The organism is Leptolyngbya sp. CALU 1928 (assembly GCF_056784215.1).
Map to the genome: position 1 here is coordinate 17,698 of NZ_JBXBCE010000006.1, position 16,592 is coordinate 34,289.

Below are 16,592 nucleotides of genomic sequence, written 5' to 3' on the forward strand. Positions count from 1 at the left end.
TAGTATACCCTAACCCTGCTGAACCTAGTCGTAGTTTAGTCGTAGAGAAGATATTGTATAGATATTTTACTTGAAATGCCTTAAACTCAAGTTGATAACCTCTGTTGTGTGGCGATTGTCATGTTTTCTGGTTCAGAAGGGCTACCCTCCATCCGTCTAGTTTCTGCTCAGACTTCAGTTCCACCCCGTTCAACGGAACCCACGGATCTGCGCTGGCTGCGGGTGGAGGAATATTTTCAGGCGCGATCGCTGGCTAACAACACGCAGAAAGCCTATCGACGGGAATTGAAGCGGTTTTTAGCTTGGACCGATCGAGCCTGGTCAGATCTCACACCTCGCCAGATTGCCCAGTTCAAAGCCTATTTGCAGGGGCAAAATCTCTCTCCCAATTCCATCAACCGAGCGTTGACCGCTCTGATGAGTTTTTTTGATTGGTTTCGAGCGGCGTACCCAGAGCAAATTGCCCATGATCCCACTACAGCAGTGGAGATGGAGCGGGTTCCTTTGCCCCCAGCCAGGGACTTATCAGAAATCGAGGTAGCGGCTCTGTATTTGGCACTGGAGGAACGGGGTGAGACGGAGGTGCGCGATCGCGCATTACTAGCCGTACTAGGTCATGGACTGCGCGCGGAAGAGGTCGTGAATTTGAATGTAGAAGATTACGATGGCGTTCGGCTGACGATTCGAGAAGCCAAAGATGATAGTACGGGGACAGTCCCGCTCAGTCGTCAGGCGCGAGAGCAGTTGAACACGTATTTAGTTCAACGTCGCTCTGAGGAGGGAGACTTATCGCCTGATAGCCCCCTGTTTTTGTCTATTGGGCGCAACCGGGTAGGTCAGCGGTTGCGCTATCAAGGGCTATATTACGCAGTTAAGTCTTTGGGTAAGATTGCAGCAGAGCAGGCGCAATTGGCATTAGAGCGGCGGCAAAGAATTGAGCAAGGAGAGCTAGAACCTGATCCGCAGGATAGATGGGGACAGTTCAATGAGGCAGAACTCAAACAAATCCTGACTTTGCTGAATGTTCATCCTCACCAGTTACGCCACACATTTGCGACTGGCTTGCTCTTACGGGGGGTTGAAAGCCTTCATGCCCGAACACTGACCCGTCATAAATCAGAAGCAAGTTTCAAGCGATATGCGAAACGAGCGCTCAGTGCAGCGGCTGAACGGGCTTTTTATCACTCTATTGGGGAAGAGCCTCCCCAAAACAGTGAGTTGAAATGAGACGAATTTCAAAGATGGATGCTCAATTAAGCTGGTCTTGATACATACTATTTATCAGGCATATTTGGTCTGATTGATACTGAAGAGGTTTTTTGGACACCGTTCTCAGTCCTGCGTACAGGTTTGTAGTGAACCTGGTTTCGCTTAAAGCTTTGTTGCTATTTTTGATGATCCCCATGCTAAAGGGACGTTTCAGGATTGTTCAAAAGTGTGTTTTGCAGTTGAACCACAACGTTGTGGTTCAAAAATTGATTTGCTCTAATACTTGGAAAAACTTGAATGAGTCGGATTATTGCTTTGTTTAATCAGGCTGGTGGGGTTGGCAAGACCTCTCTTGTCAATCAACTTGGATACATGATTGCTTGTTGTAAGCGGTTAGATGTGAAGACGAAGAAACGGAGTAAGAAGAAGGGAGATTACTATCAAGTTCTTGTGGTGGATATGGACCCTCAGGCTTCCCTCACAATATTTATGGGTCTTGATCCTTACGAATTAAACAAAACGATATACCACGCGATTCTGCACGACGAGCCGTTACCCATTCATAAGGGAATTTATGCTCAGACTCAAAAAGAAGATGGTACACCGGGTGTCGATTTGGTTCCAGCTAACTTGGGGCTTGCTTTAGCAGAGCGCGAACTGATGTCAGCCATGATGAGTGACTTTCGCTTGAGAGAGGCACTATTGCCCGTTCAAGAGCAGTATGATTTCATTTTGATCGACTGCCCTCCGAGTTTAGGTAACTTGGCTTATATCTCGTTGGTTGCAGCAACTCATGTATTAGTACCAATTCAGTCCCAATACAAAGCGTTTAATGGGGTGCAACAGTTATTTGACACTATTAAACTGGTGCGGGCGCGTCCAAACCGGGATCTTGTGATCGCCGGATTTATACCAACCATGTATGATCAGCGAAATTCTCATGATGAGCGGACATTGGCAGCGATCCAAGAACAGCTTTCAGCAGTTGCGACAGTTTACCCCCCGATCGCACGATCTACAATCTTTGCAGATGCTTCAGAAGAGCATCTGCCCTTAGCACTTTATGATAGAAAACACCCTGCGCTTAAAACGATGAATCAGATTATTGAAGGGCTGGAGCTTCTATGACACAATCCAAAGCTTCTAAAAAAGATAAACCCTATGGGGGAAGTATTGATTTAACTAGGCTATTCGGTTCCAGTACTGAAGAATTGGTTCAGCCGGAGCCTAGTGAGACCAAGAATTTTTTGCCGATTGCTCAGATTCATCGCAAACCTGAGCAGGTCAGACGCTATTTTGATCCTCAGAAAATGGAGCAGCTTACTGCTTCTGTTCGAGAGTACGGTATTTTAGAGAACTTACTGGTTCGTCCCATGCCAGGGAAACCTGGAGAATATGAATTGGTCGCGGGAGAACGTCGTTATAGAGCGGCTCAGGGAGCAGGTCTAACAGAGGTTCCTGCAACTATTCTTGAGTTAAATGATCAGCAAGCCCTTCAAATCACGCTGGTCGAGAACTTGCAACGGGAGGATTTAAACCCAGTTGAGGAAACAGAAGGGATCTTACAGCTACTAGCAATTCGATTGGAGTTGTCTGTTCAAGAAGTAGTGTCTCTCCTATATCGAATGCAGAATGAGTCAACTCGAAATTTGAACCACAACGTTGTGGTTCAGGAAGAAGAGGTTGTAGAAGAAGTATTTAATGCCCTTGGAAGAATGAGTTGGCAGTCGTTTGTAAAACATCGCTTGCCCTTACGAAATTTGCCTGAAGAAGTGCTTGAGGCACTCCAACAAGGAAAAATTGAGTATACGAAGGCGCAAACCATAGGACGGGTTAAGGATGAAGGGCAGCGACAAGAGCTACTTCAAGCAGCGATCGCCCAAGACCTTTCGATTAGGGATATTCGTGACCGTATTAAACAGCTTTCGCAATCACAGAACACTGCTTCTCAGCCTCCCGACTACCTAAAGCGTTTCAATGCTGTAAGCCGTCAGCTCAAAAAGACATCTGCATGGGAGGATCAGGAGAAACGCGATCGCCTAGAAGCGTTATTGAAAGAGATAGAGGATTTAGTTCAGTAAGGTTTGAGCTTTTACTTACGAAGTAGATCGAATTGAACTATAAAGCAACTTCCTTTACCGACTTCAGATTCAACTTTGATAGTTCCGTGATGGGCTTCCACAATTTGATGAGATAGATAAAGCCCTAGCCCGTTCCCTCGACGCTGATGATTTCCCTGCCTGTATCGCTCAAATAGAAACTTTTGTTCTTCCGGGGGGATACCAATTCCTGTATCTTCTACTTCCAGGACAATGGAGTTATTCCCTGGGGAATCACGAGTCAAATGCTGTAAGCGAAGCTCTACCAATCCGGTATCGGTATAACGGATGGCATTACCAATCAAATTAGTCAGTAGGCGGCGAAGTTCCAGGCGATCGCCCCTAACCCACAAAGGTGTTTTGTCAGTGACTCCTACTAAGGTTAGGTTCAACGCCAAGCCTTTAGTCATAGCCAGAGGAGTTAGTTCTCTAACAACGTTTTGGCTTAATTCCCAGAGATCAACCTTATGAAAGTGAAGATCTTTGCACCCTCCTTCATACTGATAAATTTCCAGAAGAGTATCTACCATCTCTAGCAAAGTTTGGTTGCTTTGAACAACCTGCTCTAAAGAATCCCGCATCTCCGGCAATGTTTTACCAAAAGTACCTCGACGTAGTAAATGCAGCATATGATCTGCTGCAATGAGCGGGGTTCGTAGATCGTGAGTCAGGCTAGCGATGAAGTCTTCATGCTGTTGATTAATCCTGATTTGTTCATCGATACTGTGTTTCAGTTTTAACATCGACTGGATTCTGGCAAATAGCTCTCCCTTTTTCACCGTAGGGCGGATGACATCATTTGCACCCAAGGCTAAGCCCTTAACCACACTGGCATGGTTATGATCGGCCACCAACATGATTGGAAAAAAGGGCAATTCAGCATTCCGTCGAATTCGTCGGGTCACTTCATAACCATCTATATCAGCAGTAGCTGTATCGAGCAATAATAAGTCAGGTGGAGACTGTTCAAGCTGAATCAGTGCGTCTATTCCGCTATGGGCACTGTCTACCTGATACCCCCGTTTCCTGAGCAGCGATCGTATGGAACGAAAGATATTAGGGAGGGCATTCACCAGCAGAATGCGTTTTGCTCCAGATGAAGCAAACCTGATGGTTGGGTTTAAAGGTTTTGAGAGCATATTTTTTATCCAACGCTTTATTTGTCGGTTCTCTAAGAGACTTACGGCAAACTGGCGATGCCCCTGTGCTTCGTAACCTGCTCTAAGCCTGCTTGGTGCAGACTTCCTTAGCCTTCATCCCAGGGAAATAAAAATCTATAAGAGAAAGAAGCAAACCTCTGGAGAGGGAACAGCAATGTAAAGAAATCAGTCTAGCGAATTTATCAAAACTTTGCGTTTAGGCAAAGACTTGTTCTATCTAGGGATTCGCATCTATCAGTCTTTAGGAGTAGTCAGGATGAGGTGAATGATGCGAATTGCAATTGTCGAGGATCACAGCCTGACCCGAACTGGCATCCGTAGTTCCCTGAATGAGCAGCAGGATATTTCGGTGGTGGGAGAAGCTGAAACAGGGGTGGCAGGGCTGAAGCTACTTCAGAAAACTAAGCCGGATTTGGCGATCGTGGATATCGGCTTGCCAGATATCGATGGGATAGAAGTTGTGCAACGGTTTCGGAATGCTCTCCCTCCAGAGTCAGATGTTTCAACCCGATTTATCATGTTGACGTCCTACACTCAGGAAAGAATGGTGCTAGCGGCTTTTGCAGCAGGGGCAGACTCTTACTGTGTCAAAAACACCAAGTTTGAATTGCTACTGGAAGCCATCCGCACGACCTTTGAGGGACAGTCTTGGATTGATCCAGCGATCGCCCGTATTGTCCTCAAGCACGCTCGGCAAGCTGCGTCGCTATCATCGGTTGCTAGTGAGCCTCAAACAGTTACCATCAATGCTCTCGATTCGGAGCAAGCCACAATTCTGGAGGCTGATCCTCTAACGAATAAAGAGCTGGAAGTGTTGGAACTGGTGGTTCAGGGCTATACCAATAACCAGATTGCTGGGCAACTTTATATGAGTCTTGGCACAGTCAAAGTACATATCCGTAGTATTCTCAGCAAATTATGTGCCAGTGATCGCACTCAGGCAGCCGTACTGGCAATGCGAGCAGGACTGATCGAGTAGAAATTTCGGCACAGTGAAAAACTATGCAGTACGCGGTGATTAATTTGAAGATTGATGGAGTGCTTGAATGACACTGGCTTGGGTAGTGTAGAGCGATCGCCCACTGCCGCTCTCTAGATCAAAGTAGGTGGCGAACCGTCGCAGCTTCCCGGTGGTCAATTGCAACAGATAATCGAAGGCTTCAGCCGCAACCCGCTGATTAATGCTGAGGGATTGGCTATTCAGTAAAGCAAGTTGTTCACAGGAGAGGCTATTATCCTCTATTTCCTCTGGTTGTGGAATCAGCAGGTCGGGTTGTTGGATGCTAGGAGCAGGGAGCCGAAAGCATCCCAACGTGTCAAACTGATAATCATCGGGTTTGGTGGAGAGATGGGAGCCTAATAGAACTTGTCCACTGCGTCGAGAATTGCCACAGTCTAGATACCAGGTGCGAGGCGTGAGTTGGTGGTTGTTATTCTCTAATATTTGAACGATCGATCGTCTGGCTTTGGCATTATCGACACAGCCTGTGACCAAGGCAAGGGTATTGTAGGCGGGAGTAACCCAGGCTGGATCGAAGGGTTGGGCGATCGCACCGACTTCCATTTTCCAGGCGATCGCATAGCGAAGTGCCAATGTTTTGGCTTTGTTTAACCCGACTTCTGCATCACAGAAACATTGGCGTAACACATTAGCTTCTTCAACGTGGTCTGGGTCAACAAAGTAGAGTTTGACCTTCTTCCCTTTACTAGACAGAACTCTACCTAACCGAACAATGGATGGCGCGAGCCAGGAGCCTGTTCCACCACATCCTACCAACCAGAATTCAATCTCGGTGTAATTGATGGTCAAGACAGGAGAGGCATTTGCCAGATTAAGGTTTAGCTCCATAGGTTCTCCAGCACAGAGGTAGGGGGCAAATCTGTACTGTAAAACTGGCATCCAGACAGTACAGAAATGTCTGTCATAAAGAAATCTGATTCAATGTCAAACACGGTTTTTGCAGGAACGTTCCAGCAGTGCTGAAACAGCCCGACTCGCATCTGAATCTCTGGTTTGGTTGTATTCACCCGACCCAGGACTCCATAGATCCGGAAGCCTGTTTCGTCTGCATTGTCGGTGCTGGAAAAGAATGCAGGCATGGAAGCATGGGAGTGAATTTCTACAATAGCCTGATGATGAGAGGCATGACTCCCCGATTCTGTGGGTTGACAACTGGTTGTGTTTTGAGTTTGTTCTGGAACCCGTAAATTCCATCTGTCTTCCTGATTATGGAAGTGAAATAGTATTTCGACATTAGATTCAGTACAGGCATTACAGCTCGATCGCCACACTTCCAGCAAAAGTTCTTTGGGGATACGGGATGAAACGGTGAGATAGGGAGTCAGGTGAGGTAGCCCTTTAATTCGCTGATCGCTCAGACAAACGGGCATGAGGACTTGGATACCAGGACGGATCGCACTGACAAAAATGCCATTGCCAGCCAGGAGGTAGGTGAGAGCGCTGCCTGAATCAGCCGCAGTTGCATAGCCAATCAGCGGGTTAGTGGTTTCGTTCATCTAAAATTTCCTGCACCAGTGTATCGACACTTTTTTTGTTGCCGATAGGCATCAGATCAGAACCTGGATAGGTGGAACGCTTGTTTAGTTGATGTAGTTTCAAGAGCTGTTGGCGTACATCTGATCGATGAGCTTTCGATTTACCTGTAGCCAGATGATTTGTAAATAGGCTGAAAATGAAAAGATTCCAGGCTGGCTCAATACCTTGAGGGCTGGCATCAGGTGGTTCATTGACACCCCAGCAAACCTGCCCTGAATTGTAGACATTGGGTAGTGGAGTATGAAAGGCAAATGCTTTGGGGTCCAATGTCTTGCCTTTAATTGCCCAAACCCAGTATTTTTTCTCCATACCCATAAAGAGCATTGCAGGTAGAAGAATTTTTAGAGTTCCGACCTCATCACAGTTAAGGAGATGCGTAGCGGGAGGGATGAACTTGACCAGGTAAGTGCCCCTGCTCCCTGTGCCATAGCGCACGATGTCAGGTTGCATCCAGCCGGTGTCAATGGGTTCAAAACTAAAGGCAGTTCGGAGCGCAGTTGGAGAGACGCATTTGTAAATGTCAGCGGCTGGCAGATCTTTATCCCGTCTATGAAAGATGTAATAGCCATCCAGAAATAGTAATTCTGCCTGGATTGCAGCAGAATTCCTGGGTGGGTCAGCAAGAACAGATCGGATGATGTCACTGGAGATAGTAGGGTTGGGTGAGTTCTCAGTCAGACTCGTTTCAAGGCGCGTGTCCATAGCTGTAGCAGCAGTTGTGCATGAGTGTTTAAGTCAGCCTCTAACCATTCGATCAGGCAATACGCAGCATCCAAAATGCGGCTTGCTTGCTTCCATTTCCGGTGCAGGAGGTTGATAGACGATTTAGACCAGGGTAGAGAGGAGGCGTACAGCCCATAGTTCATCTCATCAGGAGATTCATCTAGCCAAATGTTTTTGGTTTCGTGATCTAGCAATTGCAGTGCCAGAGGCAAGAATTGTAAGGGATTAGTGAGTTCACAGCAAAGCCGCCGCAATCGTTTGTTGTCGATTTTGTCGGGATTGTGAATGTCTTTGTAATAAACTTGATGAGCCTCGAATTCACTGTTAAACCATTCGCTACCTTCCAACTCCACATCGTCTAACCAATAGCGACCTTCTTTACTGAATGGGACAAGCAACTTCCATCCAATCCGTAAGTTCTCGATTCCTTCTTCAATTTGCCAGTCCACACCCATTGATGTGATGGGGATAGCCTGTAGTCGCTCTTCATGAGCGCTTTCTACAGCCCAAAATGACATTGGGAACAGGTGGGTATAGACCAGCGTAATGAACTCCAATTCCCTTGGGCTATGGTGATTTTCCAGGGAGACGGCTTTAGTATGGCTGGCATCAATGGGTAGATAAAGAGAGGTTTGGCTAGTTGCCCATTCAAGAGGAAAAAAGTGTTGGTAAAGTGCCAGCAATTGATAAAGGTTGAGTTGGGCTTCCAAGTAGTCAAGAGCTTTGGAGAAATTGACTATGAACTGGTACTGACGAAGGCTGTAGATGGCTTCCGCTGTACTGTTGGGGACAAGACTCATAGTTAGAATCCTTCAGGAATGCCGCCGGACGTTGGAGTACAAAAAGTTAGAGCTTTTAGTGAATGATTAACTGCTTGTGTGAATACTGTCCCAGCAGCGATCGCTTCTTCGACCTGCCCTGCCCATTGCTCGGCATTCCTCCAATCAATTCCAGTTAGCATCTGATGTTGCCGTAGTTGGTAACACATTTGTATTGCTGGATTAACCTCTTCTGGAGCCGTCAGCAAAGATTCCAGTGGAGAAGTACCCTTTCGACCAGGCTTTTTGATAATGCGGATGGGTTCTCCTTCTTTGCGTTCAATCTCTGCATTTGCCAGTTCAGCGCAGAGGGGAGTGAAGGCATCACGCAGGAGTTGATCATCGAGGGCGATCGCATCAGGTAGCCAGTGTTGTTGCCCTTCGTAGATCACGAGTCGTTTGTTAGTTGTGCTGGTAGTCATAACAGTTAGAACAATGAGATTTGAGTTTGAGCGTTGCTGCTTGGCTTGGAAGTGATAGGACTGGCTGAGGGAGGCTGAGTTTTGGTTTGGATTGTGGGTTGAGGCGCGACTTTAGCGGATTGGGTTTGGGCAATGTTGCGGCGGATTTGGCGGTTGGGAAAATCGGCTTTCAGGTCGGCTAGAAGCTGGGCGATCGCAGGTGGAAAGGAACCTAATTCTTCCTGGGTTAACATTGCCACAATGGGAAAATCCCCATGACTGCTAGCAGCCAGTAGCACAGGTCTGCCTCCTGGTTGTCCTGTGTAGGGTAACAGAGTGATCACAACCTGAATTTTGCACTGCTCGAAAATATAAGGTTCGGGCTGCTGTGTGGAGGATGGAGGGTTTGAGGAGTCTTCGTCATTGGAAGTTGCCTCTAAACCTTCTTCGTCAGGATCATCTTCTGTATCAGTGTGTTCTTCTAGTTCATCAATTGCGAGATTCAGGAGCTTCAAGAAGTCGGAGTGACCTGCTTCGTAACGCTCCCGATCGAACAACAACCCAAGCGCTTGAAAACGCTCTTCAGCCGTCTTTTTGCCATTAGTGCTTTTGGCGATCGCATCCAATTTAGTTGTTGTAGCTGTTAAATTTGCAGCAGTGAGCGCCTCATCTGGTGTTAGCCATTTCATAGCAGAGACAAATTAATGGTCTAGCTGAAATGGCGGTAGCCAGGACAATGCAAAAATTATCCAGCAGCAAGGATGCGTTTCTGCTGCTGGCTGACGAAAGGGCTTATTGCTCCGCTAAAAGTGAGTTCTTGAAGTCTTGAATCGCTGTAGCGGTTAGTGCATAAATGACGCGCCGCCTGCGTTCGATATGGGTGCCATCGACGGGAACGCCTCTCTTCCAGGCAGCAATGATAGCTTTCTTGTCGGCAGCGTAAGTGACTTTCTTTTTGCGGAACTCATCTGGCAAGTCTTCTGCATCCACCAGTAGCTCACAACTGGGAGGATTTTCGCGAATGGTGATGCGGAGTGAATGACCGACGACTTCATCGGGCAGCCCCCCGGCTAGGTTTTGGTCTAGAATGCTTTGATCGAGTGCCTGTCGCCATCGTTCTAGGCGATCGAGGGCTTCCTGATGGACTGCTTTCAGGTGTTCCAGCCGTTGTTTAACACCCGCAATCTCAGCATCAAGCTGAAATGCCAGCTCGGCGTGAAGATCGATCGCCTCTTCTTGCGCTTCCTGGGTCTCCCAAATCGCTGCAAGAAGTTCTGCTTCCTCCTCAACTGTTTGGGAATGGGTGAGCAGATCCCAGAGTTCCGCTGCTGCTTGAGAGAGTCCTACCAGGGATTGTTGAGCCAGAGGAAAGGTCATGATTACCATCTCCCACAAGATTCGTAATAGTCTCGTTCTGCTTCGATGTCTGCCAAAATCATCAGAGTGCCTGGATTAATGTCTTCTGAGGATTGCTCGGATTCAAGAGAGAGATCAGGATGGGTGATTGTCAGTGGTACTGAGTGATTCGTAGAACTGGTTGTCAGAGTTTGCATAGGGGTAGCCTTGATCACGCTGTATGAACCAGCGCGATAGCGCACTACCTCTGTGCCATAAACCGTCGAATGCCTCTGGCACACACAATACACCGAGCTTCCCGGTGACCTTTAAACCCTAATTTCCAGGCAGGTGTGCGAATTAGTTTACCGTTACGGATATGAATAATCAATCCATAGCGAGCACCATCCCAGGCAAGGCTACTATCTGCGCTGTAAGCCAGATACCGCAAATGATTGAGGGCAACTGTCCAATTGCACCCATAGATATGAAACCGTTGAGGATATTGCTGACAGAGGGTTTTCAATTGACGCAGCATTTTGCAGGCGATCGCCCGTTCCTCTGGGTTTGTAGATTTGCCCTGACGCATGAGCATCACCAATCCACCAATACCAACAACCCGGCTATGTTGTAGGTAGTGATTCAGAAACTTCTTGGGTGTGTCCCATCCCCATACCGGGATCATCCTGATAGGAAAAGACTCAAAGTTTTGCTTAAGCCATCGGCGAGCCATCAGCCAGTTCTGATAAGTTGCTTCCGGATCGCCAATCACATCTGGAGCACTGATCCACGTGTAGTTTCCTGAGACTGCGATTTCCATATATCGGATCACATCCAGCGTACCGCCGTACCTAAAGTGATAGTAAGCATTAGAATCTAAAGCTACCTTTAGAAAACCCTTACTCAGATGAATTTTTGTTGGATTCACTAAAACTTGATTCACGCCAGCCCGTTTTAACATGAGGGCATCATTAATCTCAGAAAGCCCACTAAAGTAGAAGAACATGAGCTACTCACCGTCTTGTTGTAGAGTCGTCAGAGCGTTTTGGATGAGTGGCAACGTGTCTTCATCAGCAACAGGTACGAGTCGATAAATCCGAGTATTTTGGGTGGTGTAACCAAAGTCTTCAATCAACGAGGCAACCAGCTCCACTGCACGCTGAAGCGTACCGTAGGTGTGGGGTTCTTCTGTTGGCAAGATGGGATAGAAAGTCTCCTGTTCTGGCCACGGTAAAGGTTCATCGACCTTAACCACTACGAAAGTTGGAGGATTTGAGTTTAGCGATTCAGACATAGACCGCTCCATGTTGGTGAACAGGCGAGAGCATATAGACCTGCTTAAAGCTGGCAGCCCGCCTATATTGCCTGGAGCGGAAGCTCTATCGCGATCGCAGCCATCTTGTCTGGGCTTAGGTTAGGGAACAAAGAGAGTCAACTGAACAGGTTTAGCGGGTCCTGTCAGTTCTCGCCAATTTTGCTCAAAGGCTTTCAGGTTACGGCATTTGTTTTTCGCTAGCTTGGAGGCAACCACGTAAAACTCCTCGAAAGCCGGATAAATGCCTTCTTGTCGTCGGTGGAGATAGCACCGTTTGCCGTGCAGATCTTCTATTGAGGCATGATGCCGATGGCAAATTGTCTCTAACTTGGACTCGATCTGAGCTTTGTTGCCTTCGTCTACCAGAACCACTTTGCGATCGGAATTGACGTAGGGCTTGCCGTTTTTCCCAGTTAATTGCTTGTAAGTGCGTTGAACGTGATAGATTGCCCACTGTAACTGACGTAATAGCTGCTCCAATTCAGCAATGGCAGCCTGGTTACTGCTTTTCACCATCAGATCGTAAGCAGTGCCTGATGAAAATAGATGCATTCGAGGATTAAATGCCAGAGCGTTTAGCTCCATCAGCAGTGTGAACCCGGCGGCTTTCGGGTCACGATTATAGCGGGAGATCGCAGCTTGTTTTTGCTGAAATGGGCAATAGCTACAGGCAGATTTTCTCCAAAGTATTCCCAGAGTACGATAGAGATATTCAATGCAATCATCCCGTGTCCATCCCCACTCGATGAGCGGGTAGAGAAACGGGTGCCCCTGACAAGTGTAGCCATCGGCTTTACCTGCCCGTTTTGTTTCATCCGCGTTGTAACCCAAATAGGGACCAAAGGCTTCTGTAATATGATCTGAGATCCAGGCATCAAGCACTTCCCCTTTCCAGCGTTGAGCACAGATGTGAGGTCGCCCTAATCGAGGGACGGTTCCAGACTGAAACAGATCGCGGCTGAGGGGAAAGTATCCTTCGATGTGCAGTTCGTAGGGCTGCTGAGTGTCACTGAGAATGATGTAGCCATCCCGTTTACTGGCAGAGGCTTTGGCAACTTGCACCAATCGAACCCTGTGCTCCCGCATTAGTGGGAAGAGATGAGTCTCACAAAGGTATTTGGTTTCATCCATTTCATCGCCAGTTTGCGCGGTCAACACGATTAGATTTTGGAAGCTATCGAAGGGACGGGATTGCGGCGACCGCAGCCAACGCACCAGGATTGCTGTGCTCTCAACTCCCATCCCCCAATTGAGGAGATGCAATTGAGGGGTCATAGCGTAGAAATAAAAAATCCTCCAGTCTAGTGCCTGAAGGAGTTCGTAGGAAAGGATGTTTGATGTTCTCAGGTGATGTTTCCTGTTCGCTCGGTAATGTGCAGGAACCCAATACTGGTGCCCTCTGGATTTGCCTGGGCGATTACATAAAAGAATGTCTCTGAAGCTGGTTGCCTCACAATCAGGTAAGGGTAGCCATCCTGAGTGAGTCCAGCATGATGAACCTGACCACCAACCAGCTTGGTGAGTTCTTGTTGATACGGGTTCATCGCAGTGTCTCTATTGGTTTGCGCTTGCCGGAGCCAATGATGAAAGTCGATACTTTCGAGTTCGGGGGCATACTCGCTGGGTTTAAGTTTGCGGGTGCGATCGTATATTGCTTCTGGCACCACACTTTTCAGATGCGCGTCAACCGCGTTGAAATTGATGGTGTGGAGGTTGCTCCAGGGAAGACTCACATGAAAGCGTTGGGGTTCACCAACCAGGTTGAAGTTAAGATAATGCTCCATATCGCTCAGAGATTAAACGGCTGAAAGTGTTGGAGCGATAGCTCTGAGGTTAACTTAGGGAACAAAACTCTCGATTTTTGGTGGAGTTTATTCCCTAAGTCAGGAACTACGATGTTTAGCTAGCAGGAGCAGTGTTTTGGCATTCCCTACATTCCTTTGCCCTTCAGGGGCTAACCACTACTGGAGGACGCTAACGAGCACTAATCTTTCCGGTCTGAGTACGTCGGTTCCTACGCTTGTGAGAGTGCCATTGATTTACACTCGTCAGAATGGAATCGAGGGTACGACTGGCGAAGGCAGGAGTTTTGCTAGCACTTTGCCAGATGGTATTGGCTTCCATATCACTCAAGGGAGGTGTGCAGCGATCGCAGTATCGCTCAAAGAGTTGATGGGGATTAGGGTGATGAATGATCTGGTGTCGGGTCAATAGGTCAGAGGTTCCCAACAGGTTCCGAGCCAGTTTGTAACCAGCATTGTTCCGATTGCCTGACCGTTCACCGTATCTCAAGAGGGCGCGATCGCTCTTTGTCAGGCAAACAGTCAGCGGAATCGATATCCCGCTAACGCGGTGTTGTTTGAGAGACAAGTGCTTGTCTCTCTTTGCAGGGCTTGTTCTAACTCTCCGATGCTTTAGCACTGTTGAGCGAGACCCTGGAACAAGTGGTTGAGTCAGTGCGGAGTGTGGGTCAACAGAATCATTCATTTTCGCCAAATGAACCAGTTGTACCCACTTCCGCCATCGTTGATCTGATAATCCGTAAGGAAACAGCCCGGTAGAATCCAGAGCAGCTTCCAGAATTTCAGGATCGTATCGGAACTTGGAGTAACTTTCTAATGTGGTTGCTCTAGCACCTCCCAACCCTCCATCAACTACTTCCCTGCGAACCATGCCTGGAAGCCGCATAGAACGCGCCAAATTACAGATTGCTGGGTCAGCATTTTGAGCGATCGCCAGCTTTCGATTCAGGCAGATCCAGTTTTCTGGAGATAGCCCAACGGTGCATCTAAAATATACATGCAGGGACTTTCCACCGGTATACGTAACTGCTACTGGTTTCAATCCCGTTGCGTGCTTAAATTCTTCCAATACAATGTATTGGTTCGCCAAAGGCAAATCATCAATTTCATAGAACAAGCACTGGCATTGCCTGACATGGCTGTTGCTAATCCCTTTATCAGGCTGGTTGGGGTAGAAACTAACCGTTGCACCCAAACAGGAAAACTTGAATGCAAGTGCCCACCCATCGGCATAGCGTTTGGGAGTGAGCTGCCAGCAGGTATTACCCTGGCGATCGCGCCCACCCTGAGTGCAGCAATAAAGGGTAAAGCCCTGGAGAGTGATGCTGCCACAAAAAATGTAATGACTGTAGATCAGTTGATTGTTCTTCCAGTAGCAGTTCCAGTTGTCAGGAATAATTTCTACAGGCAGATCCCAAGAAATTCGTAGCCAGATTTTAGCACCGGACATAAAGCCAATGTGCCTGAGAAATTGAATTGTCATTTGTCGCAGATTGACATTCATCGCAGTTAAGCCAAGAGCATTGTTACTCCTGAGTGGCGTTAGCTGCCCTGACTATCAAAGTTCTAACTCTCGTTGTCGGTGTTTTGGTAATTTTGATTTTTGTCGATGTTTCGCTGCATTATCATCTCGTTGGTTCTCTTTGATATTCGATACCTGCACTAACGAGTCTGCATCGATTTCACTGGTAGTTGATGAATTAACAGGTTGTTCTACCAGCTTCTTGATTAATTCTGCATCTCGATGTGAGTCATAGTTCACTCTCCGGTATCTCTGTAAGCCTTGGAAGGTATAGGCTTTGCCCAGATGAGTTCCGCCAAAGGCAATACCATTTAATTCGTAGCTGATGCCTGTTATCTCACCATGCTGGCGATCGCGAATCCGAACACTGATGCCGTTTTGCTGGAGCTGCCCAATGAGCTGAGGCATAGTGATAGGAGATTGAGTGGCTTGATCAAGCGATCGCTGAAGCTGCACTCGAATACTTTCCTCACCAGTTCGAGCCAGTAATCGCTGTTCTCCAGTAGTGGGGCTACGGCTGTCTTGTTCCTGGCTGGAGTGGAGCGATCGCAACCCATAGTCCTGTTCCAACTGGCGAATAGCGGCTTCACTCCGGCGATAATCCCAGCTATCGGAAACGGTTGTTCCGTCCAACCGAATTCGACTGGCGACAATGTGAGCATGATCATGGTCGCGATCGCTATGCCGCACAACTACATACTGGTTCATGTCAAAGCCCATTGCCTGGAGATATTTCTGGGCAATATCGTGCCAGGTGTCATTCTCCAGATGCTCGGTATAGGGCAAACTCAGGGAGGCATGGTAGACCGATCGACTCACCCTGGGGTTTAACTGTCGGCAAAATCGGAACTCCGCTGCTAACCCACGCGGGGTTGTTTCCTCCATATTGCTGCCAATTAGGCTGGCTCCATCTTTGCCAAACAAATAATTGAGCAATTTGCTGAAGCTCCGACCTTTGATTTGTTTGCCGATCACGATTCCTCTTCAATCTCTGTCATGAATTCCAGGTCAGTCAGTTCTCGCCGTATTTGGCTCAAGAGACCTCTGGTTTGATTCAACAACTCCTGATCGACCACGATCGGAGTTGCTTGAAGTGGCGCAGTGGTATTGGCGCTAGCTTTTGCGTTAGCAAGTATCGCCTTAGCAATTTGGTTCAGGCTGTCACTGATTTTGGTGAGTTCCCAGTAGGTCAGACCCGCAATTCGAGTTACGCGCCGGGGGAGCTGATTTTTTAATGTCTTGGCACGAAACAATTCTGCCATCGTCAGGTTGTGCTCTGTCGCCATACAGCGCACCTGCTCTTTCTCCTCAGCGTTGAGGGAGATATGGAACTTGATGGGACGTTTCTGCGAGGACATTCCAGCCAATCAGGAAGACGGTGAAGATTCTTCTCTAGCTTTGCTGTTCTTTCGTTGACTTGTGATCTACCAGTCGGCTATCTTTTTGATTTCTGCATCGGGCAATAGCCTTTTACAACAAACAAAACTCACGGGTGTTGCAATAACACCATTATTTTTATTCCAGTAGATGAATATACATTGCAACATGGCTTGCTCTGCATCCTGGGTTTTGAACGGGTACTGTAGTCTGCTGTAAGAATGTGGTTCATGGGTGGAATGCTGCGATAAAGCTGTGGATATTTGAGGTTATT

General features: G+C 47.6%; 20 protein-coding genes. 4 read left to right on the top strand and 16 right to left on the bottom strand.

What is annotated here, in order from left to right; all coding sequences use genetic code 11:
- Positions 1 to 120: 120 nt before the first annotated feature.
- The 3 genes from AC1S5B_RS21145 to AC1S5B_RS21155 all read left to right on the top strand — a co-directional run bounded on the left by AC1S5B_RS21145 (position 121) and on the right by AC1S5B_RS21155 (position 3,290).
- Positions 121 to 1,227 (top strand): tyrosine-type recombinase/integrase, encoded by a 1,107-nt coding sequence (locus AC1S5B_RS21145; RefSeq protein WP_482037678.1) that lies wholly within the window; start codon positions 121 to 123, stop codon positions 1,225 to 1,227.
- A 279-nt stretch (positions 1,228 to 1,506) separates the two neighbouring features.
- Positions 1,507 to 2,337: a ParA family protein gene (locus AC1S5B_RS21150; protein WP_482037679.1), complete on the top strand. Its 831-nt coding sequence runs from the start codon at positions 1,507 to 1,509 to the stop codon at positions 2,335 to 2,337.
- Positions 2,334 to 3,290: a ParB/RepB/Spo0J family partition protein gene (locus AC1S5B_RS21155; protein WP_482037680.1), complete on the top strand. Its 957-nt coding sequence runs from the start codon at positions 2,334 to 2,336 to the stop codon at positions 3,288 to 3,290. Before AC1S5B_RS21150 ends, AC1S5B_RS21155 begins: the two co-directional genes overlap by 4 nt.
- An 11-nt stretch (positions 3,291 to 3,301) precedes the next feature.
- Here AC1S5B_RS21155 and AC1S5B_RS21160 read toward each other — a convergent pair whose 3' ends face one another.
- Positions 3,302 to 4,447, bottom strand: a complete 1,146-nt coding sequence (locus AC1S5B_RS21160) for a hybrid sensor histidine kinase/response regulator (RefSeq protein ID WP_482037681.1) — start codon at positions 4,445 to 4,447, stop codon at positions 3,302 to 3,304.
- Positions 4,448 to 4,733: 286 nt separating this feature from the next.
- Between AC1S5B_RS21160 and AC1S5B_RS21165 the strand changes: the two genes are divergently transcribed.
- Complete coding sequence (locus AC1S5B_RS21165) at positions 4,734 to 5,447, top strand: response regulator (protein ID WP_193878979.1); 714 nt, start codon at positions 4,734 to 4,736, stop codon at positions 5,445 to 5,447.
- A 39-nt stretch (positions 5,448 to 5,486) separates the two neighbouring features.
- Here the strand turns inward: AC1S5B_RS21165 and AC1S5B_RS21170 are convergent, their stop codons facing one another.
- The 15 genes from AC1S5B_RS21170 to AC1S5B_RS21240 form a co-directional block, all read right to left on the bottom strand.
- Positions 5,487 to 6,317, bottom strand: a complete 831-nt coding sequence (locus AC1S5B_RS21170; RefSeq protein WP_482037682.1) for a ThiF family adenylyltransferase — start codon at positions 6,315 to 6,317, stop codon at positions 5,487 to 5,489.
- A complete protein-coding gene (locus AC1S5B_RS21175; protein WP_482037683.1) occupies positions 6,308 to 6,985 on the bottom strand; it encodes a Mov34/MPN/PAD-1 family protein in 678 nt (225 codons plus the stop codon). The genes AC1S5B_RS21170 and AC1S5B_RS21175 overlap by 10 nt, the downstream gene beginning before the upstream one ends.
- On the bottom strand, positions 6,969 to 7,727 hold the full coding sequence (locus tag AC1S5B_RS21180; protein WP_482037684.1) for a hypothetical protein: 759 nt from the start codon (positions 7,725 to 7,727) through the stop codon (positions 6,969 to 6,971). The genes AC1S5B_RS21175 and AC1S5B_RS21180 overlap by 17 nt, the downstream gene beginning before the upstream one ends.
- Positions 7,700 to 8,548 carry a hypothetical protein gene (locus AC1S5B_RS21185; RefSeq protein ID WP_482037685.1) on the bottom strand — a complete coding sequence of 283 codons (849 nt, stop codon included), beginning with the start codon at positions 8,546 to 8,548 and terminating at the stop codon, positions 7,700 to 7,702. Before AC1S5B_RS21185 ends, AC1S5B_RS21180 begins: the two co-directional genes overlap by 28 nt.
- Positions 8,549 to 8,550: 2 nt before the next feature.
- Positions 8,551 to 8,988, bottom strand: a complete 438-nt coding sequence (locus AC1S5B_RS21190) for a hypothetical protein (RefSeq protein WP_482037686.1) — start codon at positions 8,986 to 8,988, stop codon at positions 8,551 to 8,553.
- Between the two features lie 5 nt (positions 8,989 to 8,993).
- Positions 8,994 to 9,656 carry a hypothetical protein gene (locus AC1S5B_RS21195; RefSeq protein WP_482037687.1) on the bottom strand — a complete coding sequence of 221 codons (663 nt, stop codon included), beginning with the start codon at positions 9,654 to 9,656 and terminating at the stop codon, positions 8,994 to 8,996.
- A gap of 103 nt (positions 9,657 to 9,759) precedes the next feature.
- Positions 9,760 to 10,344 (bottom strand): siphovirus Gp157 family protein, encoded by a 585-nt coding sequence (locus AC1S5B_RS21200; RefSeq protein ID WP_482037688.1) that lies wholly within the window; start codon positions 10,342 to 10,344, stop codon positions 9,760 to 9,762.
- 2 nt (positions 10,345 to 10,346) lie between these two features.
- Positions 10,347 to 10,520 (bottom strand): hypothetical protein, encoded by a 174-nt coding sequence (locus AC1S5B_RS21205; protein WP_482037689.1) that lies wholly within the window; start codon positions 10,518 to 10,520, stop codon positions 10,347 to 10,349.
- A 44-nt stretch (positions 10,521 to 10,564) separates the two neighbouring features.
- Positions 10,565 to 11,308 (bottom strand): hypothetical protein, encoded by a 744-nt coding sequence (locus AC1S5B_RS21210; protein WP_482037690.1) that lies wholly within the window; start codon positions 11,306 to 11,308, stop codon positions 10,565 to 10,567.
- A gap of 3 nt (positions 11,309 to 11,311) precedes the next feature.
- Positions 11,312 to 11,596, bottom strand: coding sequence for a hypothetical protein (locus AC1S5B_RS21215; protein ID WP_193878960.1), 285 nt, complete (start codon positions 11,594 to 11,596; stop codon positions 11,312 to 11,314).
- Positions 11,597 to 11,716: 120 nt separating this feature from the next.
- Positions 11,717 to 12,892, bottom strand: a complete 1,176-nt coding sequence (locus AC1S5B_RS21220) for a hypothetical protein (protein WP_482037691.1) — start codon at positions 12,890 to 12,892, stop codon at positions 11,717 to 11,719.
- 68 nt (positions 12,893 to 12,960) lie between these two features.
- Positions 12,961 to 13,401, bottom strand: coding sequence for a hypothetical protein (locus AC1S5B_RS21225; RefSeq protein ID WP_482037692.1), 441 nt, complete (start codon positions 13,399 to 13,401; stop codon positions 12,961 to 12,963).
- 190 nt (positions 13,402 to 13,591) lie between these two features.
- The gene (locus AC1S5B_RS21230; protein WP_482037693.1) at positions 13,592 to 14,902 is read right to left on the bottom strand and encodes a hypothetical protein; all 1,311 of its coding nucleotides are present in this window, start codon (positions 14,900 to 14,902) and stop codon (positions 13,592 to 13,594) included.
- Positions 14,903 to 14,977: 75 nt separating this feature from the next.
- A complete protein-coding gene (locus AC1S5B_RS21235) occupies positions 14,978 to 15,916 on the bottom strand; it encodes a relaxase/mobilization nuclease domain-containing protein (protein WP_482037694.1) in 939 nt (312 codons plus the stop codon).
- Entirely contained in the window at positions 15,913 to 16,299 is a 387-nt protein-coding gene (locus tag AC1S5B_RS21240) for a plasmid mobilization protein (RefSeq protein ID WP_482037695.1), read from the bottom strand. Before AC1S5B_RS21240 ends, AC1S5B_RS21235 begins: the two co-directional genes overlap by 4 nt.
- Positions 16,300 to 16,592 lie beyond the last annotated feature (293 nt).

Excerpts from the sequence above, each read along its gene's own strand:
- AC1S5B_RS21230 (WP_482037693.1), bottom strand. The coding sequence starts at position 14,902 with ATGACAATTCAATTTCTCAGGCACATTGGCTTTATGTCCGGTGCTAAA.
- AC1S5B_RS21215 (WP_193878960.1), bottom strand. The coding sequence starts at position 11,596 with ATGTCTGAATCGCTAAACTCAAATCCTCCAACTTTCGTAGTGGTTAAG.
- AC1S5B_RS21225 (WP_482037692.1), bottom strand. The coding sequence starts at position 13,401 with ATGGAGCATTATCTTAACTTCAACCTGGTTGGTGAACCCCAACGCTTT.
- AC1S5B_RS21210 (WP_482037690.1), bottom strand. The coding sequence starts at position 11,308 with ATGTTCTTCTACTTTAGTGGGCTTTCTGAGATTAATGATGCCCTCATG.
- AC1S5B_RS21180 (WP_482037684.1), bottom strand. The coding sequence starts at position 7,727 with ATGGACACGCGCCTTGAAACGAGTCTGACTGAGAACTCACCCAACCCT.
- AC1S5B_RS21175 (WP_482037683.1), bottom strand. The coding sequence starts at position 6,985 with ATGAACGAAACCACTAACCCGCTGATTGGCTATGCAACTGCGGCTGAT.
- AC1S5B_RS21155 (WP_482037680.1), top strand. The coding sequence starts at position 2,334 with ATGACACAATCCAAAGCTTCTAAAAAAGATAAACCCTATGGGGGAAGT.
- AC1S5B_RS21145 (WP_482037678.1), top strand. The coding sequence starts at position 121 with ATGTTTTCTGGTTCAGAAGGGCTACCCTCCATCCGTCTAGTTTCTGCT.
- AC1S5B_RS21165 (WP_193878979.1), top strand. The coding sequence starts at position 4,734 with ATGATGCGAATTGCAATTGTCGAGGATCACAGCCTGACCCGAACTGGC.
- AC1S5B_RS21240 (WP_482037695.1), bottom strand. The coding sequence starts at position 16,299 with ATGTCCTCGCAGAAACGTCCCATCAAGTTCCATATCTCCCTCAACGCT.
- AC1S5B_RS21205 (WP_482037689.1), bottom strand. The coding sequence starts at position 10,520 with ATGCAAACTCTGACAACCAGTTCTACGAATCACTCAGTACCACTGACA.
- AC1S5B_RS21200 (WP_482037688.1), bottom strand. The coding sequence starts at position 10,344 with ATGACCTTTCCTCTGGCTCAACAATCCCTGGTAGGACTCTCTCAAGCA.
- AC1S5B_RS21220 (WP_482037691.1), bottom strand. The coding sequence starts at position 12,892 with ATGACCCCTCAATTGCATCTCCTCAATTGGGGGATGGGAGTTGAGAGC.
- AC1S5B_RS21195 (WP_482037687.1), bottom strand. The coding sequence starts at position 9,656 with ATGAAATGGCTAACACCAGATGAGGCGCTCACTGCTGCAAATTTAACA.
- AC1S5B_RS21190 (WP_482037686.1), bottom strand. The coding sequence starts at position 8,988 with ATGACTACCAGCACAACTAACAAACGACTCGTGATCTACGAAGGGCAA.
- AC1S5B_RS21170 (WP_482037682.1), bottom strand. The coding sequence starts at position 6,317 with ATGGAGCTAAACCTTAATCTGGCAAATGCCTCTCCTGTCTTGACCATC.
- AC1S5B_RS21150 (WP_482037679.1), top strand. The coding sequence starts at position 1,507 with ATGAGTCGGATTATTGCTTTGTTTAATCAGGCTGGTGGGGTTGGCAAG.
- AC1S5B_RS21185 (WP_482037685.1), bottom strand. The coding sequence starts at position 8,548 with ATGAGTCTTGTCCCCAACAGTACAGCGGAAGCCATCTACAGCCTTCGT.
- AC1S5B_RS21160 (WP_482037681.1), bottom strand. The coding sequence starts at position 4,447 with ATGCTCTCAAAACCTTTAAACCCAACCATCAGGTTTGCTTCATCTGGA.